Source organism: Desulfurobacterium atlanticum (assembly GCF_900188395.1).
Lineage (GTDB): Bacteria > Aquificota > Aquificia > Desulfurobacteriales > Desulfurobacteriaceae > Desulfurobacterium_A > Desulfurobacterium_A atlanticum.
Genome location: NZ_FZOB01000012.1, coordinates 1 through 23,578 on the forward strand (window position 1 = coordinate 1; position 23,578 = coordinate 23,578).

A 23,578-nucleotide genomic window follows, 5' to 3' on the forward strand; every position below is an offset into this window, starting at 1 on the left:
GGTATGAATGGGAGAACGCCTTTTGAGGTTTTAAAGAGTAAGTGGGATTGTTTGTTTAATCTTAATGTTGCTTGTTTCCCTGTTGTGCTGCTTGAGGATGTTTTTGTGGTGGCTAATAGGCTGGGGGTATTGGAAAAGGGTGGGGAGAATGTGCTCACCCCCTACCTTTTACAAGATTGTTTTAAACTTTCATTTAACTTCAGAAAAATGAAACTTTTCGGTTGTGAAACAATCTCAGAATGGCTTTTTGTCATTCTAAAAATAAAGTTCAATAAAATTTCCTTAAAGCTCAAAGTTTTCCTCCAAATACCATTCGGTTTTACTTATGCTAAAATTCCAGTTAGCAAGCTGGAGAAGATAATCTGGAGTAAGGAATGAACATAGAAAAAATAATAAAAGTCCATGATAACCCACAGAAGCTGATAGAATTCATAAAGGCAATCACTCTGAAAGATAGGAAAATAAAAATAATGAACGTTTGCGGCTCTCACGAACACACAATAACCTTCAGCGGTATGAGAAGTGTTCTCCCAGAAAACATTGAACTTGTCCCAGGACCCGGCTGTCCGGTATGCGTATGTTCTGAAAGCGATATAATAAACGCAATTAACCTATCAAAGAGAGACGACACCATTCTTGTAACTTACGGAGATATGTTGAGGGTTCCAACAAAAATAGGCTCAATAAGAACGGAAGGGAAAAACTACAAAATGGTAAGTGCTCCGCATGAGATCATAAAAATCGCAAAAGAAAATCCGGACAAACATATAGTGTTTTTCTCCATAGGTTTTGAAACAACTACAGCTCCAACGGCTGCACTGATAGAAATGGATCTGCCTGAAAATGTGTCTATACTCACCGCACAAAAATTAACTCCAGAAATAATGGAGCTTCTTGTAAAAGATTCTGAGGTAGGAGTTGATGCTTTCGTAGCACCAGGACATGTATCAGCTATCGTTGGAGCTAAAGCGTGGAAAAAATTCCCGGAAAAATACAAAATACCAACAGTAGTAGCAGGTTTTGAGCCTGAAAACTTACTGCTTGCAATAGCCGTTATTCTTCTTCAAATAAAAGAAAACCAGTGTGAACTTAAAAACGTTTATAAAGGCGTGGCAAAGGAAGAAGGCAATAAAAAAGCTTTGCAACTTATATACAAATATTTTCAGAAAGCAGATGTAAACTGGAGAGGAATAGGTTATATTCCAGAATCTGGGCTTGAGTTTAAAGAAAAATATAACCACCTAAACACAAAGAAAATTTTTAATCTACCTGAAATTAAAGAAGAAAAGATACTCGGATGTATATGTGACAGAATTATTTTAGGCAAAGCTTATCCAGATGAATGTAAACTTTTTGGAACAGTATGTACCCCAAGAAATCCTAAGGGTCCATGCATGGTATCTTTAGAAGGCGCCTGCAATATATGGTATAAAGCTGGGAGGAAATAGGAGTAGAAAGGAGTATGGAAAAAGTTATTAAAATACTGATAGTTGATGATGAACCTTTCAACGTAAATCTTATGGATAAACTTGTAAGAAAAGCTATAAAAAGGTCATTCTCTATTTTTGATTTTAAAATAACCAAAACTGTCTCCCCTACAGAAGCGCTCGAAAGTATAAAAAGCAGTCCTCCTCACCTTTTAATAACAGACATTATGATGCCTGAAATTGATGGATACCAATTAATAAAAGAAGTCAGAAAGCTGTATAACATGGAAGAGCTGAAAATAATTGTAGTTACAAGTCTTGAAGACAGAGACTCAAGAATACGGGCACTCCTTGCAGGTGCAAATGACTACACTGTTAAGCCAGTTGACGCCGTTGAATTTCCAATAAGAATAATGAACAATATTAAATTGATAGAAAACTATCTCCTTTTGAAAGATAGAACACTGCTTCTTGAAAATGCAGTCAAGGAAGCCACAAAGGAGATAAGAGAAAGAGAAAGAGAAATAATATTTAGACTCGCAGAAGCCACAGAATATAAAGATGCTTTCACAGGAAACCACATCCATAGAGTCGCAGAATACTGCAAGCTGATAGCAGAAGGATATGGATGTGATAAAAGTTTTATTGAGAGCATCTATATCGCATCCCCACTCCATGACATCGGTAAAATTGCCATTCCCGAGAAAATTCTTGGAAAACCAGGAAAACTTACTCAAGAGGAATTTGAAATTATGAAAAAACATACCATATACGGGGCAAACCTTCTTAAAGGAACAAAAATTCCCCTTCTTCAATTTGCCCAGAAAGTTGCGTTATACCACCACGAAAAATGGAACGGAAAAGGTTATCCTGAGGGTCTTAAAGAGAAAGAGATACCTCTTGAAGCACGAATCACTGCAATTGCAGATGTTTTTGATGCACTAACATCTGTAAGGCCATACAAAAAAGCTTTCCCGTTTGAAAAAGCGATGGAGATAATTAAGGAGGAAATCGGTAAAAGCTTTGACCCTGAACTTGCTACAATATTTATAGAGGAAGAAAAGGAAGTTTATAAAATATATAAAACATTTAGTTCTCTAAAAGGGGAAGTGGAGGATGCAACAGTATAAACCTGATGAAATAAGAAAATTTCTTGAAAAAAAGATAAAACCAGTAGCTGAAAAAAGATTTATTGAGTTTGGAATGGATAAAGAGGAAGCTGAAGAACTAATAGAAGAGGGAATAGATTCTATATTTAGTAAAATATTCTTGATAGAAAAATTTCTTAAAGATAAAAATTATAAGGCACTTATAAAACTTACTCATTCTATAAAAGGAGTTCTTTTAAACCTTGGACTTGAGAATGAAGCAGAAGCTTTTAAAAAAGTAAAGCATATGTATGAAAACGGAAAAAATTACATAGAAATAGAAACTCAAACCAGAAAAGCCATTAAAATGCTATTAAATGAAGGAAAATAATGCGTTCACTATCTCTAAAAGTTAAACTTTTTCTCATTTTAACAATTTCTCTGATGGCTTTCTTACTAAATTTCACATTCATTATTCATTCAACTTACAAAGAGTACAAAACTGCAAAAATTGAGCAAGAATATACAATAATGGCAAAAAGTCTTATAGAACTCATTCATGAAATCGCCAAAGAAAGGGGACTTTCAACAGTATATGTAGCATCAAGAAGAGATTTTTTTAAAAACAAAATGCTTATAGAAAGAAACATTTTAGACGGAAAACTGGTAAAGTTTGAAGATTCTTTAAAAAAGAGCAACCTCACAATTGCAAAAAAAATAACTGAGATTCTTCAAAAGGAAAAAGAGAAATTATATAAAATCAGAAACAAAACAGTAATAGATGCAGAAAGAACCAATTACGTAGAAGTATTCAACTTTTACTCTGGGCTGATTGAAAGTTTATACACTTTCTTCAAAAACTCTAAAATATTGTCGGGCAACTTTGAGCATGAAATATATCCCCTTGACAGATTAAAAAACATAGAAGGAAAATTAAGAGCATTTATAGCTGTGGGACTTGCTACAAAAATTGATAATCTAATAATTCAAAAAATAAACGAATACTGTAACGAAAAAAAACTCATTTTTACATCTCATATAACAGAAGATTTAAACAAAATCCTTCAAAGAAGAGTATATAAAACTCCAATCGGTATAAAAATCCATCAAATAATAACAAAACTTAAAAATGGAGAGAAAGTAAATATCACTCCTGAAGAATGGTGGAAAATAAAAACCAGACAGATAGATGAACTGTATAAAATTGAATTAAACATTATAGATCACACTCTTAAAACAATTTCCACAAAACAAGAAATTTTAAGAAAAAGACTTATCGGGGAATTTTTTTTTCTTTTTTATATTTCTTGCATCATTGATAACTCTGGTTGTTCTAACTTTAAAAGATGTATATAGAAATATTGATGACTTAAAAATTGTTTTATCATCAGCTGTCAAAGGAAATTTTGATTTGAAAATGAACGAAAACACACCTGGAGAACTGGGAGAAATCGCTAAAAGTATCAACAAACTCCTTGAAATATTTAAGAAATTTACATATAACGAAAAAATATTTATAGCTTCCGTATCCCATGAACTCAGAACCCCTTTAAATGGAATAATAGGCTTCTTAAACCTTCTACTTCAAAGCAATCTATCAAAAGAGCAACAAATGTATGTTGAAAATGCGGAGAAATCTGCAAGGCAGCTGCTTGAACTTATAGAAGACCTTCTTGACACAACAAAAATTCAAACCGGGCAGATAGAAATAAGAAAAGAAGAATTTGATTTAAACCAGATTATCCAGGAAGTCATAGCGACTGTTTCTTCACGGAAAAAAGCCAAATCCTTGAAATTTATCAATAAAATTCCAAATTTTCCGAATATTTTTATAGGAGATAAAAAAAGAGTAAAACAGATCCTTCTTAATCTTCTCTCTAACGCATTTAAATACACAAAAGAAGGTTTTATAGAGCTTGGAATTAAAGATATAAAGGAAACTGACAAAAATACAATCATTACATTTTACATAAAAGACACAGGAATAGGCATTCCAAAAGAAAAACAGAAAGAGATGTTTAAGCCGTTTGTAAGAATCCACTCTCAGGAAACAAAAGAAATAAAAGGCACGGGACTTGGACTTTACATATCAAAATCTCTTGCAAAACTTATGGGGGGAGACATCTGGTTTGAATCTGAAGAAGGGAAAGGAACAACATTTTACTTTAAAATTCCTTTAGAAAAAGGGCGGAAAAAAACAGAAGAAGAACTAAAGGCACTTCAAATTAAACCTCCAGCAGAAAAAAAATTGGATAATTTTTCAAACATTAAAATCCTTGCAGCAGAAGATGAACCTATAAACAGAAAACTTCTTCAAAAGATATTTGAGAAAAACTTCAATATAAAAGACATTGACATAGTAGAAAACGGATTTGAAGCTTACAAAAAAGCTATAAAAAACAATTACGATATAATCTTTCTTGACATACAAATGCCTGTAATGGATGGATTTGAAGCTCTGGAGAGAATAAGAAAAGCCGGAATTAAAACTCCTGTCTATATGCTTACTGCTGATGCTTACAAGGACACAGAGACAAAAGCTATGAAACTTGGAGCCAACGGCTATATTACAAAACCCATAGAATTAGACAAACTGACAGAAATTCTAAGAGAAATAAAGAAAAAATAAGCTAAAATTGAACCCACCTGCATGTGTGGAGGTTAAGGTGAAAAATTACCTGCTTTTTATTTTTATTTTGATATCAGTTTCATCGTTTGGCACATGCGGGAGAAAAGGAGACCCCCTTCCCCCAAGAATCTTTGAACCTGCTACTGTAAATAAATTAAACTATCAGCAGGTGATTTTAAAACCGCTAATATACTGGAACCCTCCTTCAAAATTTATAGACGGTGAACCTATCCCGAAAAATTCTATAAAAAATCTTAAATACCTTATTGACATCAATTTTGGAGAAAAAAAAGCGGTAACAGATAAACTTTACTTTTTGGACGGTGAAAGGAAAATGGGAGAAAAAGTTTGTTATAGGGTTGCAGCTATTTACAAAAAGGAAAAGGGAGAATTTTCTGAACCTGTTTGTTTTAAAATAGAAAAACCTATCAAAGAAAAACCTTCTGTAGGAGAAACTTTTGCTGGTGATGAAACGGTTAAAATTTTATTTAGAACACCGACCCTTCACCCTATAGAAATCTTTAGAACAGAAAAAAAGAAACCATTTTCTGTTATAAAGCCTTACGCCATAATAAACAATGCAACATTTGTTGACAAAAAAGTGATAAACGGTAAAACTTACATTTACAAATTCCGCTACGCAGAAAACAGATTAAAAGGACCATTCACAGAACCTGTTCAATTAACTCCAGAAGACAATATCCCTCCAGAGCCACCTAAAAACCCTGTTCTTGTCCGTTTAGACAACTCTACATGCATTATAGTATGGGAACCATCACCATCAAAAGATACCGTTTATTACACAATTTTTTTAAACGATAAAGAATTAGGAAAAACTGAAAACCTATACTTCCAGACAACCTGCAAAAAGGGTATATTTAAAGTGATTGCTGTTGATAAAGCGGGCAACTTAAGTATTCCAGAAGCTGTTAAAAGGAGGTAAACTATGTGTATCTTCTGTAAAATTGTAAACAAAGAGATTCCAGCCAAAGTAGTGTATGAGGATGACCTTGTGATGGCGTTTCACGACATAAATCCACAAGCACCTATTCATATACTGATAATCCCTAAAGAGCATATTCCAACAGTAAATGATATTGAAGAGAAACACAAAGAATTGATAGGACATATCTTTACCGTTGCAAAGACAATAGCAAAAGAGATGGGATTTGCAGAAAAAGGTTACAGAATCCTTATAAACTGCAATAAAGATGGAGGACAGGAAATCTACCACATCCACTTCCATCTTTTTGCAGGAAAACCTTTAGGTCCAATGATTTGCAAGTAGGAGAGTGTATGTTCATAACCTTTGAAGGAATTGAGGGAAGCGGAAAAACCACACAAGCAAAACTCCTTTACCAGTGGCTTATAGACAGCGGAAAAGAAGCACTATTTACAAGAGAACCTGGAGGCACTCCAGCAGCTGAAGAGATAAGAGAATTTATCCTTACAGAAAGAGAAGAACCTTTTCCCGAAAATGCCGAGCTTTTCCTGTATATGGCTGCCCGCTCTTTCCATGTTGAAAATTTTATAAAACCTGCTTTGGAAAACGGCACTACTGTAATTTCCGACCGATTTTCAGATGCCACAATCGCCTATCAGGGATTTGGCAGAGGCATTCCCGTAGAAAAAATTGAGTATCTAAACAGTATAGCCACGAAAGGTTTAAAACCAAATATAACATTTTTAATAGATATTCCTGTAGAAGAGGGACTAAGAAGAATAAAAAAAAGGAAACTTGACAGAATAGAAAAAGAGGCAGTTGAGTTTCATCAAAGAGTAAGAGAAGGCTATCTTCAAATAGCAAAGAGAGAGCCAGACAGAGTTGTGGTAATAGATGGAAGAAAAAAGGTAGAAGAAATTTTTGAAATCATTAAGACTACTATTGAGAGAAAAGCCGATGCCGTTTAGCAGTATCGTCGGTCACGCAAAACAGCTTCACACAATAGAAGAACTGATAGAAAAGAAAGTGTTCCCTTCATCTGCAATTTTCTCAGGTCCAGAAGGTGTGGGAAAAAAACTTGTGGCGGTAGAAACGGCAAAAATCCTTTCAGGAAACGAGTTCGGAATAAAAATTGTAGGAGAAGATAAACCTCCTACAATAGATGAAATCCGGGAAATAACCTCCTGGCTTTCAATGAAACCTACACATTCAAAAAGGAAGATTGCAATAATAGACAGTGCAGAACTTATGAGAAATGAAGCTGCAAACGCTCTTTTAAAAACACTTGAAGAACCGCCAGAATACGCAAACATAATTTTGATAACCTCAAACGAAAACGCTCTTTTACCAACAATAAAATCCCGCTGCAAAATTTTTCGTTTTGGAAAGCTAACAAAGATTCAGGTTGAAACAATTCTCAAAAATTTAGGTGTTGAATATGACAGCAGAATACTCAAAATCTGCGGAAACAGCCCGGGAAGGGCAATTGCCCTTTCAAACAGTAAAGTGCCAGACTTAATAGCACACCTTCTAAAACTCCTGAAGGAGAAAAAACTACCAGCTGAAATCCTTGATTTTTCTTCAAAGTTCTCATCAATGACCCGGGAAGAAACAAATCTTTTTATTGAATCACTTATAATTCTTTTTTCAGAAAAGAAAATCTTTCTTGACTGGTTTGAACCTCTTGAAAAAGCAAGAAATTTTCTAAACTTTTACGCAAGGCCAAGAAACGTAATTGAATGGCTGCTTATAACAGTAACACTTAAGAAGGAGCAAAGATGAACGAAATAGAGAAACTCAAAAAAGAGATGATAAAAATAGGCAGACTTATATTCCAATCTGGCTTAACAGACAGCCACGGCGGAAATATAAGCGTAAGGTATAACGACTACATACTTATAAAAAAATCGGGGAAAATGCTCGGAACATTAACAGAAGAAGACATTGTGGTAACCACAGTAGAAGAAAATCCAGAGCTTGATAAAACCGCTTCTATAGAACTTAAAGTTCACAGAAATATCTATAAAAAATTACCTGAAGTAAAGGCAGTTGTTCACGCCCATTCCCCTTATACAGTTGCCGTTTCTCTTACAACCAATGAAATTATCCCCCTTGATTCTGAGGTTAAATTTCTCCTTGGAACAGTGCCGGTTTTATCAGCAAAACAGGTAATAAGCTCTAATGAAGTAGCAGAAAAGCTACCAGAATTACTTAAAAAGTGTAAAATTGCCGTTGTAAAATCTCACGGACCTTTCTCCACAGGAAAAACACTGGAGGAAGCATATAAATACCTTTCAGCAGTTGAAAACTCCTGTAAAATAATCTCAATCGTTAAAGGAATGGAGAGATAGATGGAGGAATTTAAAGAGATTTCAATAATCGGACTTGGACTTATTGGAGGTTCATTTGCACTTAATCTTAAAAATGGAGGATTTAAAGGGAAAATTACCGCCGTTGACCTTAATCCTGAAGCTATAGAAAAAGGTAAGGAGCTTGGTATAATAGATGACGGAGATACAGAGGGAGAGGCGATTAAAACAGCTGACCTTGTAGTTATTGCGACCCCTGTAGGTGCCTACAAAAGCGTAATTAAAACAATAAAAGAAAAGATAGACAGAAACAAAAAAGTAATAGTTACAGACCTTGGCAGTGTAAAGGGACAGCTGGTTTACTTTTGTGAAAAAGAACTTGAAGGAGTTGCACCTTTTGTTGGTGGCCATCCGATAGCAGGAACTGAAAAATCAGGCGTTGAAAACAGCGTTAACGGCCTTTTTAAAGGAGCAAAATTCATAATTACACCCACTGAAAACACCGACATAAAAGCAAAAGGGAAAATAAAACAGCTGTGGCAAAAACTCGGGTCAGAAGTTATAGAAATGGATCCTTACTACCATGACCAAATTTTTGCATCTGTAAGCCATCTTCCCCACGTTGTAGCTTACTCAATAGTTGATGCAATAGATATACTCTCTAAAAAATTCAAAACAGACCTTTTCCAGTTTACAGGAGGCGGTTTTAGAGATTTTACAAGAATTGCGATGAGCGACCCTGTAATGTGGAGGGATATTTGCATTGAAAACAAAGATAATATTTTAGAAGCTATAAAAACGTTTAAAAATGCGCTCACTGAGGTTGAAAAACTGATAGAAAAAAATGACAGAGAAGGGCTTAAAAAATTCTTTGAGATTGCAAGGGAAAAAAGAAACAAAATCCAGTAGCTTTCTGAACTGTAAAACAGAAAACTATTTTAAGATTTCTATCTGGTTTTAAAAGCCATTCTGAAAGTAAAACCCACAAATAGAAACGTATCCTTAAAATCCAAGATAAGCCTGTTTCACCTTCTCGTTATTAAGAAGATTTTCCGCTTTATCTTCCATTGTTATTCTACCGTTTTCTATAACATAAGCCCTGTCTGCAATCTTCAAAGCCTGATGGGCATTCTGCTCAACAAGCAAAATAGTTGTTTTATGCTCCCTGTTTATCTTTACAATAATTTCAAAAATCTGTTTTATTATAAGGGGAGCAAGTCCAAGACTCGGCTCATCAAGAAGAAGAAGTTTTGGTCTTGCCATAAGAGCCCTTGAGATAGCAAGCATCTGCTGCTCACCACCTGATAGTGTGCCACCAAGCTGATTTTTTCTCTCTGCAAGTCGGGGAAAGAGTTCAAAAACATACTCAAGATCCCGCTTTATACCTTCCTTATCATTACGAAGATAGGCACCCATATCAAGATTCTCCATCACTGTCAGCTCTGGAAAAATCATCCTTCCTTCAGGAACCTGAACAACACCTTTTGCAACAATCTTATGAGGGGGGAGACCGTGAATCGGCTCACCGTTAAAAATTATCTCACCTGAACGGGGAGGAACCACGCCACATATTGACATTAAAGTGGTGGTTTTCCCGGCTCCGTTGGCACCTATAAGAGTAACTATCTCCCCTTCATTAACTGTAAGAGAAACGTTATGTAAAGCCTGAATGTTTCCATAAAAAGTATTTATATTCTTAACCTCAAGCATTGTGCTCCTCTCCAAGGTAAGCTTTTATAACGTCTGGATTCCTTCTTATCTCCTCTGGAGTGCCTTTCGCAAGAAGTCTTCCGTATTCCATCACGTAAACCATTTCAGAAATGTTCATAACAAGCTTCATATCGTGCTCTATCAAAAGTATAGCTATCTTCTCATTATCTCTTATGTGGTAAATTAGATCCATAAGCTCAGCTGTCTCTTTCGGATTCATTCCTGCAGCAGGTTCATCAAGAAGAAGAATTGTAGGTTCTGTGGCAAGAGCCCTTGCTATTTCAAGGCGTCTCTGTGCCCCGTATGGTAAATTTTTCGCAAGTTCATTTACATACTTTTCAAGACCTACAGTTTTAAGAAGCTGATAGCTTTTCTCTATCGTTTCCTCTTCCTCTTCTTTTGTTTTCGGCGGTCTAAAAATAGCGCCAAGAATGCCTGTTCTTGTCCTGCAGTGTCTTCCTATCATAACGTTCTCAAGTGCTGTCATATTGGGAAAAAGCCTTATGTTCTGAAAGGTTCTTGCAAGGCCAAGTTCTGTAATCTGATTGGGCTTTAAACCGTTAATCCTTACCTTTTTGCCTTCTTTTGTTTTCAAAAATATATCTCCGGAAGTCGGCTTATAGATTCCAGTTACACAGTTGAAAAATGTTGTTTTTCCAGCACCGTTTGGACCTATAAGGGCAACTATCTGCTCAGGATAAACTTCAAGAGTTACATTATCAACAGCTACAAGACCACCAAACTTTTTAGTTAAATTTTTAACTTCAAGAATAGGCTCCTTTTGTGCTTCCATCCTTTTCTAACTCCTTCTTTTTGTAAACGAATCTTCCACCTCTAAAAGGAATTAAACCTTCAGGTCTAAACACCATTACAAGAACCATCGCAAGACCAAATACAAGCATTCTGTAATCTGAGAAAGCTCTTAAATACTCCGGCAAAAGTATCATCATAAGTGCGGCAATTATCACACCAACTATTGAACCCATTCCACCAAGAACAACTATAGCAAGAATAACCACAGATTCAAAAAAAGTAAAGCTTGCAGGGTTAACAAATGTAGTTTTAGCGGCAAAAATAACCCCTGCAAACCCCGCCCATGTGGCACCAAGGGCAAAGGCAGAAAGTTTAGCTTTAACTCTATCTATTCCCATCGCCTGACATGCTATCTCATCCTCTTTAAGAGCAAGCCATGCCCTTCCAAGACGGGAATTTTGAAGTCTGTTTACAACAAAAATTGTAAATATTACAAGGGCAACGGTAATGTAATAGATGAAAACCAAAGACTGGTCAACATTCATCTTTATTCCAAAAAGAGACGGCCTCGGAATGCCTGAAATACCACTTGGCCCGTTTGTAAGACTATCCCAGTTTTCAAGAACAATTCTAATAATTTCTCCAAAACCAAGAGTAACAATGGCAAGATAATCACCACGGAGCCTTAAAATCGGAAAAACAAGAATAATACCTGCTATAGCAGCAAGAATACCTGCAATGGGAAAAACTGCCCAGAATCCAAGTCCAAAATATTTGTTCAAAAGTGCGTATCCATAAGCCCCAACAGCATAGAAGGCAACATACCCAAGGTCAAGAAGACCAGCAAGCCCCACAACGATATTAAGTCCAAGACCAAGAACAACATAAATCAACGCTGTTGTCATGATGTTGGTCTGATATGAAGAGAAGATTAAAGGAAAAACGAGAATGAACACCAAAGCGGACAAATATATAAGTTTACTGTAATAAGGATGATTTAAAAGCTTATAAATAAAAGTATCTTCGGTATTTCCACCAGCTTTCTTATCTCTCCTTTCAAGAAGATATCTCCACAGCATTGACAAAAAGAACGCTCCGATAAAAACATAAATAACGTTATTCCATCTGTAAGAAACACTGTTTTCAGCAGGATGAAGCTTAATAACCATAATGGGAAATGTGAGAAAAACAAACCATAAAGCCGTTATAAGCGACTTTTTCATCTCTTCTACCACTCTTTCCATCTTTCTAACCTGCCATTAAACTTTTTCAGTATTTGATTTTCCTAAAATTCCAGCAGGACGGAAAATAAGAATAAGAACAAGAATTATAAACGCAAAAACATCCTCATAATCGCTTGAAATATACCCTGTTCCAAAACTTTCAGTCAAACCAAGAACAACTCCACCAAGAGCAGCACCTGGAATGCTGCCGATACCACCTAAAACAGCAGCGGTAAAAGCTTTAAGCCCTGCGATAAAACCTATGAAAAAGTTTATCTGCCCCACATAAGAACCTATCAAAACACCGCCAACAGCAGCAAGGGCAGAACCTATAATAAAAGTCAAAGAAATCGTCTTATCAACATCCACACCACACAACATAGCCATCGTTTTATTCTGGGCTGTTGCTCTCATGGCTTTTCCCATCTTTGTCTTTTTAACAAAGAGATGAAGGGCAATCATCACTATAACAGTTACAACTATGATAACCACTCCAACAGGATCAACATAATCTGCTATTTTATCAAGAAACTTAGGAACAGGAATAATTTCTGGAAAAGGCACAAAATCAGCGGTCTGAGAAAGCATAACATAGTTTTGCAAAAATATTGACATACCGATAGCACTTATAAGAGGCGAAAGACGTGAAGCATGCCTTAAAGGCTTATAGGCTATCTTTTCAACTGTAAACCCATAAGCAGAAGAGTAGATAACAGCAACAAGCGTTGAAATAAGGAAAACAAAAACGATGTTTAATCCCATTGAAGCAAGAATAGTTGCAGTTATAAGAGCTACAAAAGCTCCTATCATATATATCTCACCGTGAGCGAAATTGATAAGCTGAATAATTCCATAAACCATTGTATAACCAAGTGCTATAAGAGCATAAATACTGCCTTTTGTTAACCCGCTCATAAAAAGGTCCAAAAAGTAAGCCCAGTCCATCTCGCTGCTCCTCATTCAAACATAAATTGACGGTGAGAAGCATTATACAACACTTCTCACCGTCCTAATTTAGTATGCAGAAAAATATATGCTTTTTACTTTGAAGGTGCATAAATCTGAACAAACTTTCCGTTCCTTACCTGATAAACTGCAAAGCCTACACCTTCAGCTTCACCTTTTTTATCAAACTTAATTTTTCCAAGTGGTGTTTCCACATAGTTTGAGCGAAGTGCAGCAGTAACTTTATCAAAATCTGTTGTTCCTGCTTTTTTGATAGCCTCAAAAAGAGCCTGTGTCGCAGCATAAGCGTTAAAGTAAAATGCTCCCGGCTTTGTTCCATACTTTTTCTTATGTTCACTAAAGGCAACCTTATAGAGAGGATTTCCAGAAATATCCTTTGGACCTGAAGCATAAACTCCTTCTGCGTACTTTCCAGCTACCTGAATAAACTTATCGTTCTTTATACCATCACCGGAAATAAAAGGCGCTTTAAGTCTTTTTCTTCTCATTGTCATAACAATTTTTGAAGCTTCTGGATGGTATCCACCAAACATTACAACATCTGGACGAGCTCTTTTGATTTTTTGAACAACAGCAGAATAATCCATAGCTCCCGGAGTTATACCCTCAAAAAGAACAACTTTGGCTTTACCGCTCTTTTCTATATAGTTTTTAACATAAGTTGCAAGACCTTTACCGTAGTCACCTTTATCATGAATAATAGCAACTCTTTTAGCATGAAGCTTGTTAATTATAAAATCAGCCTGCAGTTTGCCCTGTGCATCATCAGGAGCAATTGTTCTGAAAAACACAGGATATCCAATCTCTGTAAGAGAAGGATTTGTTGCAGATGGAGAAATTACAGGAATTTTATCCTGTTTATAGATAGGAAGAGCCGCCTTTGTTGCTCCACTACAGATATGACCAATTACACCTACAACCTTGCTTGTAACAAGGCTTGTAGCAACGTTTGTCGCCACTTCCGGCTTACACTGGTCATCAAGAACGATAAGTTCAATCTTCTTACCAAGAATACCACCGTTTTTGTTGTACTTTTCTGTAACTATCTTAGCCGCGTGAACTGTCGGAATACCGAAAGGAGCAAGATCACCTGTGTGAGGCCCTGCAACCCCTATTTTGATAACATCTGCAGCAATAGACGGCGCAACTGTCATAAGCACCGCAACTAAAGCTACAGAAAGAAGGCTAAATATCTTCTTCATTCTGCTACCTCCTTTTAATAAAATATGAGTTTAATTTCCAATTTTATCTCAATCCTAAAAGTCTGTCCAGAATAATGGATGCAGCAGAACGAACAGAAAGATGATTATAATCGGTAGGACCGCATATAGGTTCAAGAATATAATCAGCCCTTTTCACAAAATCTTCTGTAAGTCCCCAGCCTGTTCCAAAACATATTACATAAGGAGAATCTTCTTTATTTATCAATTCCCTCATTTGCCCGAAAGAAACTGCATTTTCATATTTTTTAGCAGTTGTGACAACAACCTTTGGTTTCTTTCCCTCAATTTTTTCAATATCCGAAACAACATTTTCAAAATAAGGAACAGCTTTCACAAGTTTTAAAGCTTCCCATCTTTTCGGGTTATACTCTCTTCCATGCCCTCCCTGCCAGAAGGAGAGAAGCTTATTTGCAAGCCAGAGATGATTCTCTATCGGTTGAACAATGTAATAACCTTTAATCCCATAAGTTCTTGAAGACCTTGCAATATCATGGATATCAAGGGTTGTTAAAGAGGTGGTCACAACCCTTCTTTCTTTATTGTAAACAGGATAGTGAAGCAGTGAAACATAAACGGACATCTAACCTTCTCCTTTTTTGAAAAAAATATAAGCTCCAGCCCCTGCAAGATAAAGGGGAAGTAGGAGCGGTTTAAATGAGAGAACACAGGCTCCACCCAGTAAAAACGCACTTTCAAGTAGCGGAAAATAATCTTTTTTTTCCTTTTCTGTAAGTTTGCTTTCAATTAAAGACGGCAATCTCTGCATAAAAGAAGTATAAGAAACCGCCGTTTTCATTGTTCTTCTTCTAAAATCATCAAGTAAAAATTTTGGAATAAGCTTTTTCAAATATGGTTGAAGGACAGGAGGCAGGGTAAATTCTGGATAGATAATTCTTGCCACAGACTCTGTATGTGTAACAGTTTTAAGAAGAACAAGAAGCTCTTCAGGGAGAACAAGATTAAACTGCTTTGTTATTGCAAGTTCTTCGTAGAAAAACTTTTCAGCATCTATCTTTGAAAGAGGTCTGTTGTAATACTTATCAAGAAAAATCAGAAGTTCTCTTTTAAGAAGCTGCTCATTCACATCTTTTCCAACAGCTCCAACCATCTTTAAAGCTTCAATAATAAGGTCAACATCCTTTTTCATAACCGCATAAGAAAACATGAAAAACGCAGAAAAGGTATCCGGACAGAGTCTTCCAATTATTCCAAAATCTACAAAAGCAAGCCTTCCATCGTCAAGAACAAATATATTACCCGGATGCAAATCTCCGTGAAACACCGAAAGCTCAAAAATCTGCCTGTTTACAACTATAACAAAATCTTCAGCAAGCTTGCGCCTGTCAAATTTCTCAAGATTTTTCACATCTGTAAGCTTTGTTCCCTCTATAAATTCAGACACAAGAACATTTCTATTTGTATAATCCCAGTAAACTTCTGGTATAACAAGCCTTGGCTCCTTTTCAACGGCAAACTGCCGAAACATCTCCATGTAGGATGCCTCTTTTGTAAGGTCAAACTCATCAAGTAAAACCCTTTCAAACTCTTCAACTATGGAAGGAACCCTGTAATCCCTTAAAGGTTTAACAAATCCCGCAAGTTTGTTCACCAAAAGTTTTAGAATGGTTATATCTTTCTTTATATGCTTTTCAACTCCCGGCTTTATAACCTTCACAGCAACCTTTTCACCGGACTTTAAAACCGCAGTGTGAACCTGTGCTATAGAGCCTGAACCTATAGGTTCCTCGGAGAATTCCAAAAACTCATCCCTAATATCACCTAAAACAGAAAGTATCTCTTCTGTCGGAGCGGGAGGAACTTTATCCTGAAGTTTTTCAAGTTCTTTTATAAACTCTTCAGAGAAAACATCAACCCTTGTTGAAAGCATCTGACCAATTTTTATGTAGGTTGGTCCAAGAGTTTCAAGAGCAACTCTCAACCTTTCTGGAGGAGGATAGTCAAGCAGAAATTTCCATTTTCTAAAAAAAAGCTTCCCTGCTCTTAAAAAAACAGAAGGAACACGTTCACTTAAATACTCATAACTACAATAAAAGAGTGCCCCTAAAATATCCCTTAACCTTTTGTTTCTTTCGCCTATTGATATCAACCCTTATCACCTTTCAATTTTTCAATCTCGTCTTTCAACTTTTCAATCTCTTTTTTAAGCTCTTCAAATTCCGACCTTGTAACAAGATTCATCTTTCCCAGTATCTTCTCTATTTTGCTTTCAATTTCTTCTTTCTGCTCCTCTATACTCTTTTTGACCTCAGAAAGAATCTTAACTCCTTCCTTCTCGGCTATCTTACCCTCTTCTTCAAGTTTTTTTACTATTTCCTCTATTTTCCTGTTTACCACAGAAATAGCTCCTATCTCAACAAGTGCTATTTTCCTGATAATATCTGAAAGTCTTTCCATAACTCCTCCACAAATCAGATTTTACATATTTAAATTTATACCATAATCTTATAAACTTCTAAAGAAAAGTTTTCCTTTCAAAGGTTTTTGTTTAAAATAGGAATTCAAAATCGCTGTTTCTGTTTAAGGAGTTTAGGTGAAAAAGCTTTTAGCTACCGTGCTTTTTCTAATTCTTGCAAACAATATCGCCTTCGCCAGAACATCTTACCCTGTTACAGTTACAGCTGATAAAGTTACAGGAAACATTAAAGAACTCATAACAGCAATAAACGGAACTTTAAAATACGGAAACACAACACTATCCGCTGACCTTATAGTTTTTGACAGAAAGGAAAAAAAACTAACGGCCATAGGTAATGTTCTATTTAAAGATGGAAACACAAGACTTCTCTGCATCGAGCTTAAATACTCCCTTAAAACCAAAAAAGCGGAATTAACAGATGCAAAAGGACAGTTGTCAAAAACAGACTTTATAAAAGCTAAAAAACTTATAAAACTATCACAAAACTTGTGGATAGCATACGATGGAATATATACCCCCTGCTGTAACTGCTGTGAAAGACCTGACTGGTCAATAGAAGCAAAAGAGTTTAAGGTGCAGACGGGGAAAAGTTTTAAAGGGAAATGGGTCGCTTTTGACATATTTTCTGTTCCTGTAATACTTTCACCTGTAATAAGTGGACCGATAGTTGAAAAGAGAACAACAGGATTTTTAATACCTCGTCTTGGCTACATAAGAAACCAGGGATTTACAGTAAAGCAACCTTTCTTTCTTGTCCTTGGAAGAAGTGCTGACGCTACATTTTACTTTGAAAAGCGATTCAATGATGGAAGTGCAAAAGGTATAAATTTTCGCTACGTTTTATCTCCATATGCCAGAGGCGATCTTGATTACAACAGGGTTGACTCTGAAGACAAAACAGAGTGGAGTATAAACTTAAATCATTCCTACTTAAAATCGGATTACTCTTACGGCCATATAAGAGTCAACGTTGTAAGCAGTAGAAACTTTTATACAGAAAGCGGTGTTCAGGACACAGAGATCCTTACAAGCCAATACACAAAATCGGACATTACTTACTCAAAACTATGGACTCATGCTATCTTAAATACAAATTTTGTTTATTTTGACAGTCTTGACGGTTCTTCAGACACAACGTTTCAAAAACTTCCAGAAATCAATTTCTACCTTATGGACGTTCCTTTGAATAAAAAACTTCCTTTAACGTTCAGCTTTGATTCAAGTCTTACCTACTTTTACAGAAAAGTCGGTTTCCGTGGCATTAGAATAAACGCAAATCCCTCCATCAGATATACATTTTACACAGGAAGCATAAAAAACAGTTTCAAACTCTCAAACCTCAACTCTTTATACACTATAATGGACAACGGAACAGACCATATCTATAGAAACCTTTGGATGTATGAAGAGAACCATTTTACAAACTTTCAGATCAAATCAAAAAATTACAAACTTTCCATCTCTCCCGAATTGTCTTTCAATTTCACAGAAAAGAAAAGCCAGGATAATATTCCCAATTTTGACGGCACAGACCACATACAGGAAGAAAAAAAGATAAAGGGAAGTTTAACTTTTAACTTCTACACAAATCAGACAAAACTTGCAAAAATTGATATAGATAACAGCTACAATTTTTATATGGATGAACACCCATGGCAACCCTGGAAAGTAAACGTAGAACTGTTACCTGAATCCAGCATAAAAAGCAGTGAATACATAGAAATTGATAGTAATACCGGCAAAACCAGAAAGATAAACACAAAAGTAGAAATGAACTTTCCAAAATTTTCCCTGTGGGCAAATCATTACAGATCTTTTGTTGAAACCGAAACCAACAACTACCTGAGATGGGGAACAAAAATAAAGCTAAACAGATACCTTACATTCTCATATTCCCACAGATACGATTTTCAATACCACTTTGACAGAGAAAGAACATATTCTTTATTAATAAACAGAAACTGCTGGAACGGAAATCTATCCTACCATTGGATTAAAAGCTCCGATGGTAAAATCACATACCAGATAACACTAACAATAAACCTGATAAAACTTGGAGGCTACCAGTATAGATATGAGGGAGAAAAATTTGAACCTACATCTATTACAGGAGGTTAACAATGGAATGTAAAAGAGAGAGAAACATTTCCTCATGCGGATGCTCTTATAGAAACTGCCCAAGAAAAGGAATATGCTGTGAATGCATAAGATATCACAGAAAAAATAATGAGCTTCCCGGATGTTTATTTCCGTCAGAAGCTGAAAGAATGTATGATAGAAGTATGGAATTTTTCATAAAAGTGTGGGCTGAAAAATTGGGATATAAACTGGTAAAGGCGTAAAATGGCAGAAAATATAAGAAGATTTAACACATTTTCCGGTGTTTTTGTTCCAACTTTACTGTCCATTTTTGGCGTTATCCTTTTTCTAAGAACAGGGTGGGTAATAGGCAACACAGGATTAATGGAAGGAATCATCCTGATTACTCTTGCAATGTCTATCTCTTTTGCTACCGGACTTTCCCTTTCATCAATATCCACAAATAAAGAGGTAGGGATAGGGGGAGTTTACTACATCATATCAAGAAGTCTTGGTCTTGACATCGGAGGGACGGTAGGCATTCCCCTATTTATATCTCAGGCAATATCGGTGGCCTTCTATCTGATAGGTTTTGCCGAATCCCTCAGGGGTATCTTTCCGAATGTTCCTATATTTACTGTAGCAACTGCCGTTCTTATACTTTTTACAATAATAGCTTACATCGGCGCAGATTTTGTAGTTAAGCTACAAATAGGTATTTTTGCTGCTTTACTGCTTGGTATTTTCTCTTTTCTTCTTAATCCTCATTTTACGCTAATTGCTGAAAATCTTGCCCCCCATTATCTTCCTGGAGAAAACCTCTGGAGTGTGTTTGCCGTATTCTTCCCGGCAGTAACAGGAGTAACAGCTGGCATTGCGATGTCAGGTGAACTAAAAAATCCAAAAAGAGCTATTCCATTAGGAATAATCTCCGCTCTCACAGTATCCTATTTAACCTATCTCCTGATAGCTTACAAGCTATCAGCAACAGCACCATATACCACACTCCAGAAAGACACCCTTGTAATGGTCCATAACTCCGTTTTCCCTCCACTTGTATATGTTGGAATCTGGATGGCAACGCTATCTTCTGCGCTAACTTTTATCATCGGAGCTCCAAGAACACTACAGGCTCTTGCGGTAGACGGCATAGTTCCCCAAATTTTCGCTGCAACTCTCGGCTCTAAAAAGAATGAACCAAGAGCTGGAATTCTCATCACATACGCAATTGCCCAAGGGTCATTACTCCTTGGCTCCCTTAATGTTGTAGCTGCTGTAATTACAATGTTCTTCCTGATTACTTATGCTGTAACAAACCTTGCTGCAGCCCTTTACTCCCTTTTAAACCCGCCAACTTACAGACCATCCTTTAAAATTCCATGGTTTATCTCTTTTTACGGAGTAGCAGGCTCTTACATAGTTATGTTTTTAATAAACAGCCTTGCAACGGTTGTAGCAACAGCTATTTTGGTTCTCCTTTACCTCTTTCTGAGAAAAAAACATCTCCAGCAAGCGTGGGGAGATATAAAAACAGGGATACTCATCTCCATTGCAAAATTCTGCCTCTTAAAACTTACTGAAAAGAAGCAGGACCCAAAAGATTGGAGACCCAATGTTTTAGTATTTTGCGGTGCTCCAGACGAAAGACCTTACCTTACAGAATTTGCGAAATTTCTCTCTTTTAACGACGGAATAATAACCCTTGCAAATATAATAACCACAACATCGGACGAAAAGATAACTTTATTAAAAGAGAAAGAAATTGAAAAACTCTTTTCCCATATTAAAAAACATAAACTGGACTTTTTCCCAAAAGTTATCGTGGAAAGAAACCTTGAAAACACCTTTTCCAGAATAGCCCAATATTACGGTTTCGGCAGAGTGGAAGCAAACACCGTTCTGTTTGGATGGGGAAAAAGTAGAAAAAATCAGATAAAGCTTATAAAGGATATCAAAAATCTTCTAAAGTTTAAAAAAGATGTTCTGATTTTAAATTACAACAATCTGAAAGGATGGGGTAAAAGGGAGAAAATTGATATATGGTGGGGTGGGAAAGGTGGAAACTTTGCCCTTATGACATTTATTGCTCATACCCTTGCAGACAGTCCCGAATGGAAAAAATCAGGAATAAGGGTAATGAAAGTGGTAAACTCTGAAAAAGAGCTTAACATTTTCAAAACAGCCTACAGTAATCTATTAAAAGCAGCAAGACTTGATGCAGAAGTTGTTATAGTTCCAAACTTTTCAGGCAAAGATTTCAAAGAGCTTATAAAGGAACACTCCTTAAACGCAGACCTTATCATTTTAGGTCTTAGTATTCCCAAAGAAAAAGAAGAGGAAAAAACCGCAGATAGAATCACATATTTGTCAGAAGATATGCCAACCACACTTTTTGTTAGAAGTATGACCCCAAAAGATATATGGGATATCGGATAGTTGAAACAGTAGTATAAAAGCCTATTTTCTTTATACTAAATAACTAATTAAGAGGAACAAACGATGAAAAGAATTCCTGTTATAGCAATAGTAGGAAGACCGAACGTTGGAAAATCTTCTCTTTTTAACAGACTTATAGGAAAACAGGTTGCAATAATAGATGATACTCCCGGAGTTACAAGAGACAGGGTTGTCCAGGAAGCCGATATAGATGAACACACCGTCTTACTTGTAGATACAGGCGGAATAGACACTTCAAGCGAAGGTTTTGCCGAAAGTATTACATCTCAAGCTAAAAAAGCAATGGAAGAAGCCGACCTTATAGTTTTTGTTGTTGATGGACAGGAAGGAATTACACCTCTTGACGAAGAAGCAGCCAGAATATTAAGAAAATGGAAAAAACCTATCATTGTAGTAGTTAACAAAATAGATGAACCTTTTATGGACCACCTTATATACGATGCTTACAAACTCGGTTTTGAAGAGGTTATACCGCTGTCAACTATACACAAGATAGGCGTCCCCACCTTAAAAGAAAAGATACTTGAAAAACTACCGGAAAATTTAAAAGAAGCTGCAAAAAACAGATACATTGAAAAAACAGAAAGTGAAAAAATAAATAGAATAATCTCTGGAGATGACGTAGAAAAACTTGAAGAGATAATAGAAAATCTTGAAGAAGAAAAAGAAGTGGAAGTAAAAGAAACAAAAGAACCTCCAAAAGTGGCAATAATCGGAAGGCCTAATATGGGTAAATCAACACTACTAAATGCACTTGTAGGAGAAGAAAGAGCAATTGTAAGCGATATTCCAGGAACAACAAGAGATGCCATTGACAGCTATGTAAATATAAACGGGAAAGAGTATGTTTTTATAGACACAGCAGGAATAAGAAGAAGAGGAAAAATAAAAGATATAGAATATTACAGCTACCTGAGAGCCCTTGACGCAATAGACAGAGCTGACATCGTTGTCCTTTTAATAGACGCAGAAGAAGGACCCACCGAAAGGGATGCAAAAATCGCAGGTATAGCACTTCAAAAATACAAGCCGATAATCATCGCCGTTAATAAAATAGACAAAATAGATAATCAGAAGGAATGGGAAAGACTTCAGCGAAACCTTGAAATGGTTTTTGATTTTATCCCTTACGCTCCAAAAGTTTTCATCTCTGCTAAAGAAAAGAAAAATCTTAAAAATCTCCTGAAAGAGATAGATGAACTTTATACCCAGTACACAAAGAAGGTAAAAACATCAGAGTTTAATAGAGCATTAAAAGAGCTTATGGAGATTCACCAACCTCCAGTCTACAGAAACAAGCCGGTAAAAATCTATTACGGAACACAGGTAAAAATAAAACCTCCAACATTTCTTCTGTTTTCCAACTACCCGGAGGGAATTCCGAACCATTTTAGAAAATTTATTGAAAACAAAATAAGAGATTGGTTTGGATTTAGTAAAATTCCTGTAAGAATTGTTTTCAAGAAAAGATAACAGTAGAAGGAGAATCTATGAAAAAATACATAAGTTTACTACTTCTTTACAGTTTCATTGTAGAAACTATAACAGGAATAGTTCTTTACGTTATGCCACATGGAAGCACAGCCTACTGGATTAACTGGGCTTTTTTAGGCCTTGACAAAACCCAATGGGATGACCTTCACATAATTTTTGGATTTCTTTTAATATTTTTTGGTATCTGGCACACCGTTTTAAACTGGAACAGTATTATTTGCTACATAAAATCAAAAAAAGATGTTTTTATATCAAAACCTTTCGCAATATCAACCGCTCTGTCTGCGTTGCTCTGTGCCGGAACGGTTATGGGTATTCCTCCGTTTAAAAAAGTTATTGAAATAGGCAACGATTTTAAAGCCATGTGGGCAAAAGGTGAACTTAAACCTCCAGCCCCCCATGCAGAAATGTATCCTCTTATAAAAATTGCTGAACTTCTTGAAATACCCCCTACAAGAGCTGCAGGATTTCTTAACTACAAAGGAATAAAAGTGGTTTCTCTCTATCAGAACCTTAAAGAGATAGCAGATATGAACAGTGTAAGGCCTGTTGACATATATAAAACCCTTGTTGAAATCTCTCCAAAAGGTCCTGTTCAGATAGCATCATCATGTCCTGAACTTGCTGACAATATTGGAGAAGAAACTATCTCAAGCCTTGCAAAGAAACTTAATATGAGTGAAGAGGAAATTATTAGGAAGCTATCTCTTGTCGGAATTAAAGCCAACAGAGACCACACCCTCAAACAGATTGCAATCAATTACAATACTGCCCCATCTGTTATTCTATCTATAATCCACAGTAAAGGTGGATGTAGTGGCTGCAGCGGATGTAATTAAA

Annotated in this window: 25 protein-coding genes; 17 read left to right on the forward strand and 8 right to left on the reverse strand. The window is 36.1% G+C overall.

Annotated elements, in window-relative coordinates; genetic code table 11:
* The 12 genes from CHB58_RS07460 to CHB58_RS07515 all read left to right on the forward strand — a co-directional run.
* Positions 1–378, forward strand: a 378-nt coding sequence (locus CHB58_RS07460) for a hypothetical protein (RefSeq protein WP_219350096.1), incomplete at its 5' end; no start/stop codon positions are given.
* Positions 375–1,448 (forward strand): hydrogenase formation protein HypD, encoded by a 1,074-nt coding sequence (hypD, locus tag CHB58_RS07465; protein WP_089323482.1) that lies wholly within the window; start codon positions 375–377, stop codon positions 1,446–1,448. The genes CHB58_RS07460 and hypD, both read left to right, overlap by 4 nt.
* 14 nt (positions 1,449–1,462) lie before the next feature.
* Positions 1,463–2,557, forward strand: a complete 1,095-nt coding sequence (locus CHB58_RS07470; RefSeq protein WP_089323483.1) for an HD domain-containing phosphohydrolase — start codon at positions 1,463–1,465, stop codon at positions 2,555–2,557.
* Positions 2,544–2,906, forward strand: coding sequence for a hypothetical protein (locus CHB58_RS07475; RefSeq protein ID WP_089323484.1), 363 nt, complete (start codon positions 2,544–2,546; stop codon positions 2,904–2,906). The genes CHB58_RS07470 and CHB58_RS07475 overlap by 14 nt, the downstream gene beginning before the upstream one ends.
* Positions 2,906–3,871 carry a nitrate- and nitrite sensing domain-containing protein gene (locus CHB58_RS07480; protein ID WP_089323485.1) on the forward strand — a complete coding sequence of 322 codons (966 nt, stop codon included), beginning with the start codon at positions 2,906–2,908 and terminating at the stop codon, positions 3,869–3,871. The genes CHB58_RS07475 and CHB58_RS07480 overlap by 1 nt, the downstream gene beginning before the upstream one ends.
* A gap of 61 nt (positions 3,872–3,932) precedes the next feature.
* Positions 3,933–5,144, forward strand: coding sequence for an ATP-binding protein (locus tag CHB58_RS07485; RefSeq protein ID WP_245807368.1), 1,212 nt, complete (start codon positions 3,933–3,935; stop codon positions 5,142–5,144).
* Between the two features lie 37 nt (positions 5,145–5,181).
* Positions 5,182–6,087 (forward strand): fibronectin type III domain-containing protein, encoded by a 906-nt coding sequence (locus CHB58_RS07490; RefSeq protein WP_089323487.1) that lies wholly within the window; start codon positions 5,182–5,184, stop codon positions 6,085–6,087.
* Between the two features lie 3 nt (positions 6,088–6,090).
* Positions 6,091–6,432 (forward strand): histidine triad nucleotide-binding protein, encoded by a 342-nt coding sequence (locus CHB58_RS07495; RefSeq protein ID WP_089323488.1) that lies wholly within the window; start codon positions 6,091–6,093, stop codon positions 6,430–6,432.
* 8 nt (positions 6,433–6,440) lie between these two features.
* Positions 6,441–7,055 carry a dTMP kinase gene (gene tmk / locus CHB58_RS07500; protein WP_089323489.1) on the forward strand — a complete coding sequence of 205 codons (615 nt, stop codon included), beginning with the start codon at positions 6,441–6,443 and terminating at the stop codon, positions 7,053–7,055.
* Positions 7,009–7,869, forward strand: coding sequence for a DNA polymerase III subunit delta' (locus CHB58_RS07505; protein WP_245807365.1), 861 nt, complete (start codon positions 7,009–7,011; stop codon positions 7,867–7,869). Before tmk ends, CHB58_RS07505 begins: the two co-directional genes overlap by 47 nt.
* Positions 7,866–8,438, forward strand: coding sequence for an aldolase (locus CHB58_RS07510; RefSeq protein ID WP_089323491.1), 573 nt, complete (start codon positions 7,866–7,868; stop codon positions 8,436–8,438). The genes CHB58_RS07505 and CHB58_RS07510 overlap by 4 nt, the downstream gene beginning before the upstream one ends.
* Positions 8,439–9,305: a prephenate dehydrogenase gene (locus CHB58_RS07515; RefSeq protein ID WP_089323492.1), complete on the forward strand. Its 867-nt coding sequence runs from the start codon at positions 8,439–8,441 to the stop codon at positions 9,303–9,305.
* Positions 9,306–9,398: 93 nt separating this feature from the next.
* Here the strand turns inward: CHB58_RS07515 and CHB58_RS07520 are convergent, their stop codons facing one another.
* The 8 genes from CHB58_RS07520 to CHB58_RS07555 all read right to left on the reverse strand — a co-directional run bounded on the left by CHB58_RS07520 (position 9,399) and on the right by CHB58_RS07555 (position 16,686).
* Positions 9,399–10,106, reverse strand: coding sequence for an ABC transporter ATP-binding protein (locus CHB58_RS07520; RefSeq protein WP_089323493.1), 708 nt, complete (start codon positions 10,104–10,106; stop codon positions 9,399–9,401).
* On the reverse strand, positions 10,099–10,899 hold the full coding sequence (locus CHB58_RS07525) for an ABC transporter ATP-binding protein (protein WP_089323494.1): 801 nt from the start codon (positions 10,897–10,899) through the stop codon (positions 10,099–10,101). The genes CHB58_RS07520 and CHB58_RS07525 overlap by 8 nt, the downstream gene beginning before the upstream one ends.
* Positions 10,871–12,103: a high-affinity branched-chain amino acid ABC transporter permease LivM gene (livM, locus tag CHB58_RS07530; RefSeq protein WP_089323495.1), complete on the reverse strand. Its 1,233-nt coding sequence runs from the start codon at positions 12,101–12,103 to the stop codon at positions 10,871–10,873. Before livM ends, CHB58_RS07525 begins: the two co-directional genes overlap by 29 nt.
* Positions 12,104–12,118: 15 nt before the next feature.
* On the reverse strand, positions 12,119–13,027 hold the full coding sequence (locus tag CHB58_RS07535) for a branched-chain amino acid ABC transporter permease (RefSeq protein WP_089323496.1): 909 nt from the start codon (positions 13,025–13,027) through the stop codon (positions 12,119–12,121).
* Positions 13,028–13,122: 95 nt separating this feature from the next.
* Positions 13,123–14,250 carry a branched-chain amino acid ABC transporter substrate-binding protein gene (locus CHB58_RS07540; protein ID WP_089323497.1) on the reverse strand — a complete coding sequence of 376 codons (1,128 nt, stop codon included), beginning with the start codon at positions 14,248–14,250 and terminating at the stop codon, positions 13,123–13,125.
* 43 nt (positions 14,251–14,293) lie between these two features.
* Positions 14,294–14,851, reverse strand: a complete 558-nt coding sequence (locus CHB58_RS07545) for an RNA methyltransferase (protein ID WP_089323498.1) — start codon at positions 14,849–14,851, stop codon at positions 14,294–14,296.
* Positions 14,852–16,378, reverse strand: a complete 1,527-nt coding sequence (locus CHB58_RS07550) for an ABC1 kinase family protein (RefSeq protein WP_245807366.1) — start codon at positions 16,376–16,378, stop codon at positions 14,852–14,854.
* Complete coding sequence (locus CHB58_RS07555; RefSeq protein WP_089323499.1) at positions 16,375–16,686, reverse strand: phasin family protein; 312 nt, start codon at positions 16,684–16,686, stop codon at positions 16,375–16,377. The genes CHB58_RS07550 and CHB58_RS07555 overlap by 4 nt, the downstream gene beginning before the upstream one ends.
* Before the next feature lie 136 nt (positions 16,687–16,822).
* Between CHB58_RS07555 and CHB58_RS07560 the strand changes: the two genes are divergently transcribed.
* The 5 genes from CHB58_RS07560 to CHB58_RS07580 all read left to right on the forward strand — a co-directional run bounded on the left by CHB58_RS07560 (position 16,823) and on the right by CHB58_RS07580 (position 23,577).
* Positions 16,823–18,826, forward strand: coding sequence for an LPS-assembly protein LptD (locus tag CHB58_RS07560; protein ID WP_089323500.1), 2,004 nt, complete (start codon positions 16,823–16,825; stop codon positions 18,824–18,826).
* A gap of 2 nt (positions 18,827–18,828) precedes the next feature.
* Positions 18,829–19,050 carry a DUF6485 family protein gene (locus tag CHB58_RS07565; protein WP_089323501.1) on the forward strand — a complete coding sequence of 74 codons (222 nt, stop codon included), beginning with the start codon at positions 18,829–18,831 and terminating at the stop codon, positions 19,048–19,050.
* 1 nt (position 19,051) lies between these two features.
* Positions 19,052–21,223 (forward strand): amino acid permease, encoded by a 2,172-nt coding sequence (locus tag CHB58_RS07570; protein ID WP_089323502.1) that lies wholly within the window; start codon positions 19,052–19,054, stop codon positions 21,221–21,223.
* A gap of 63 nt (positions 21,224–21,286) precedes the next feature.
* Positions 21,287–22,717 (forward strand): ribosome biogenesis GTPase Der, encoded by a 1,431-nt coding sequence (der, locus tag CHB58_RS07575; RefSeq protein WP_089323503.1) that lies wholly within the window; start codon positions 21,287–21,289, stop codon positions 22,715–22,717.
* 17 nt (positions 22,718–22,734) lie between these two features.
* Positions 22,735–23,577, forward strand: coding sequence for a DUF4405 domain-containing protein (locus CHB58_RS07580; RefSeq protein WP_089323504.1), 843 nt, complete (start codon positions 22,735–22,737; stop codon positions 23,575–23,577).
* The last annotated feature ends 1 nt before the right edge of the window (position 23,578 follow it).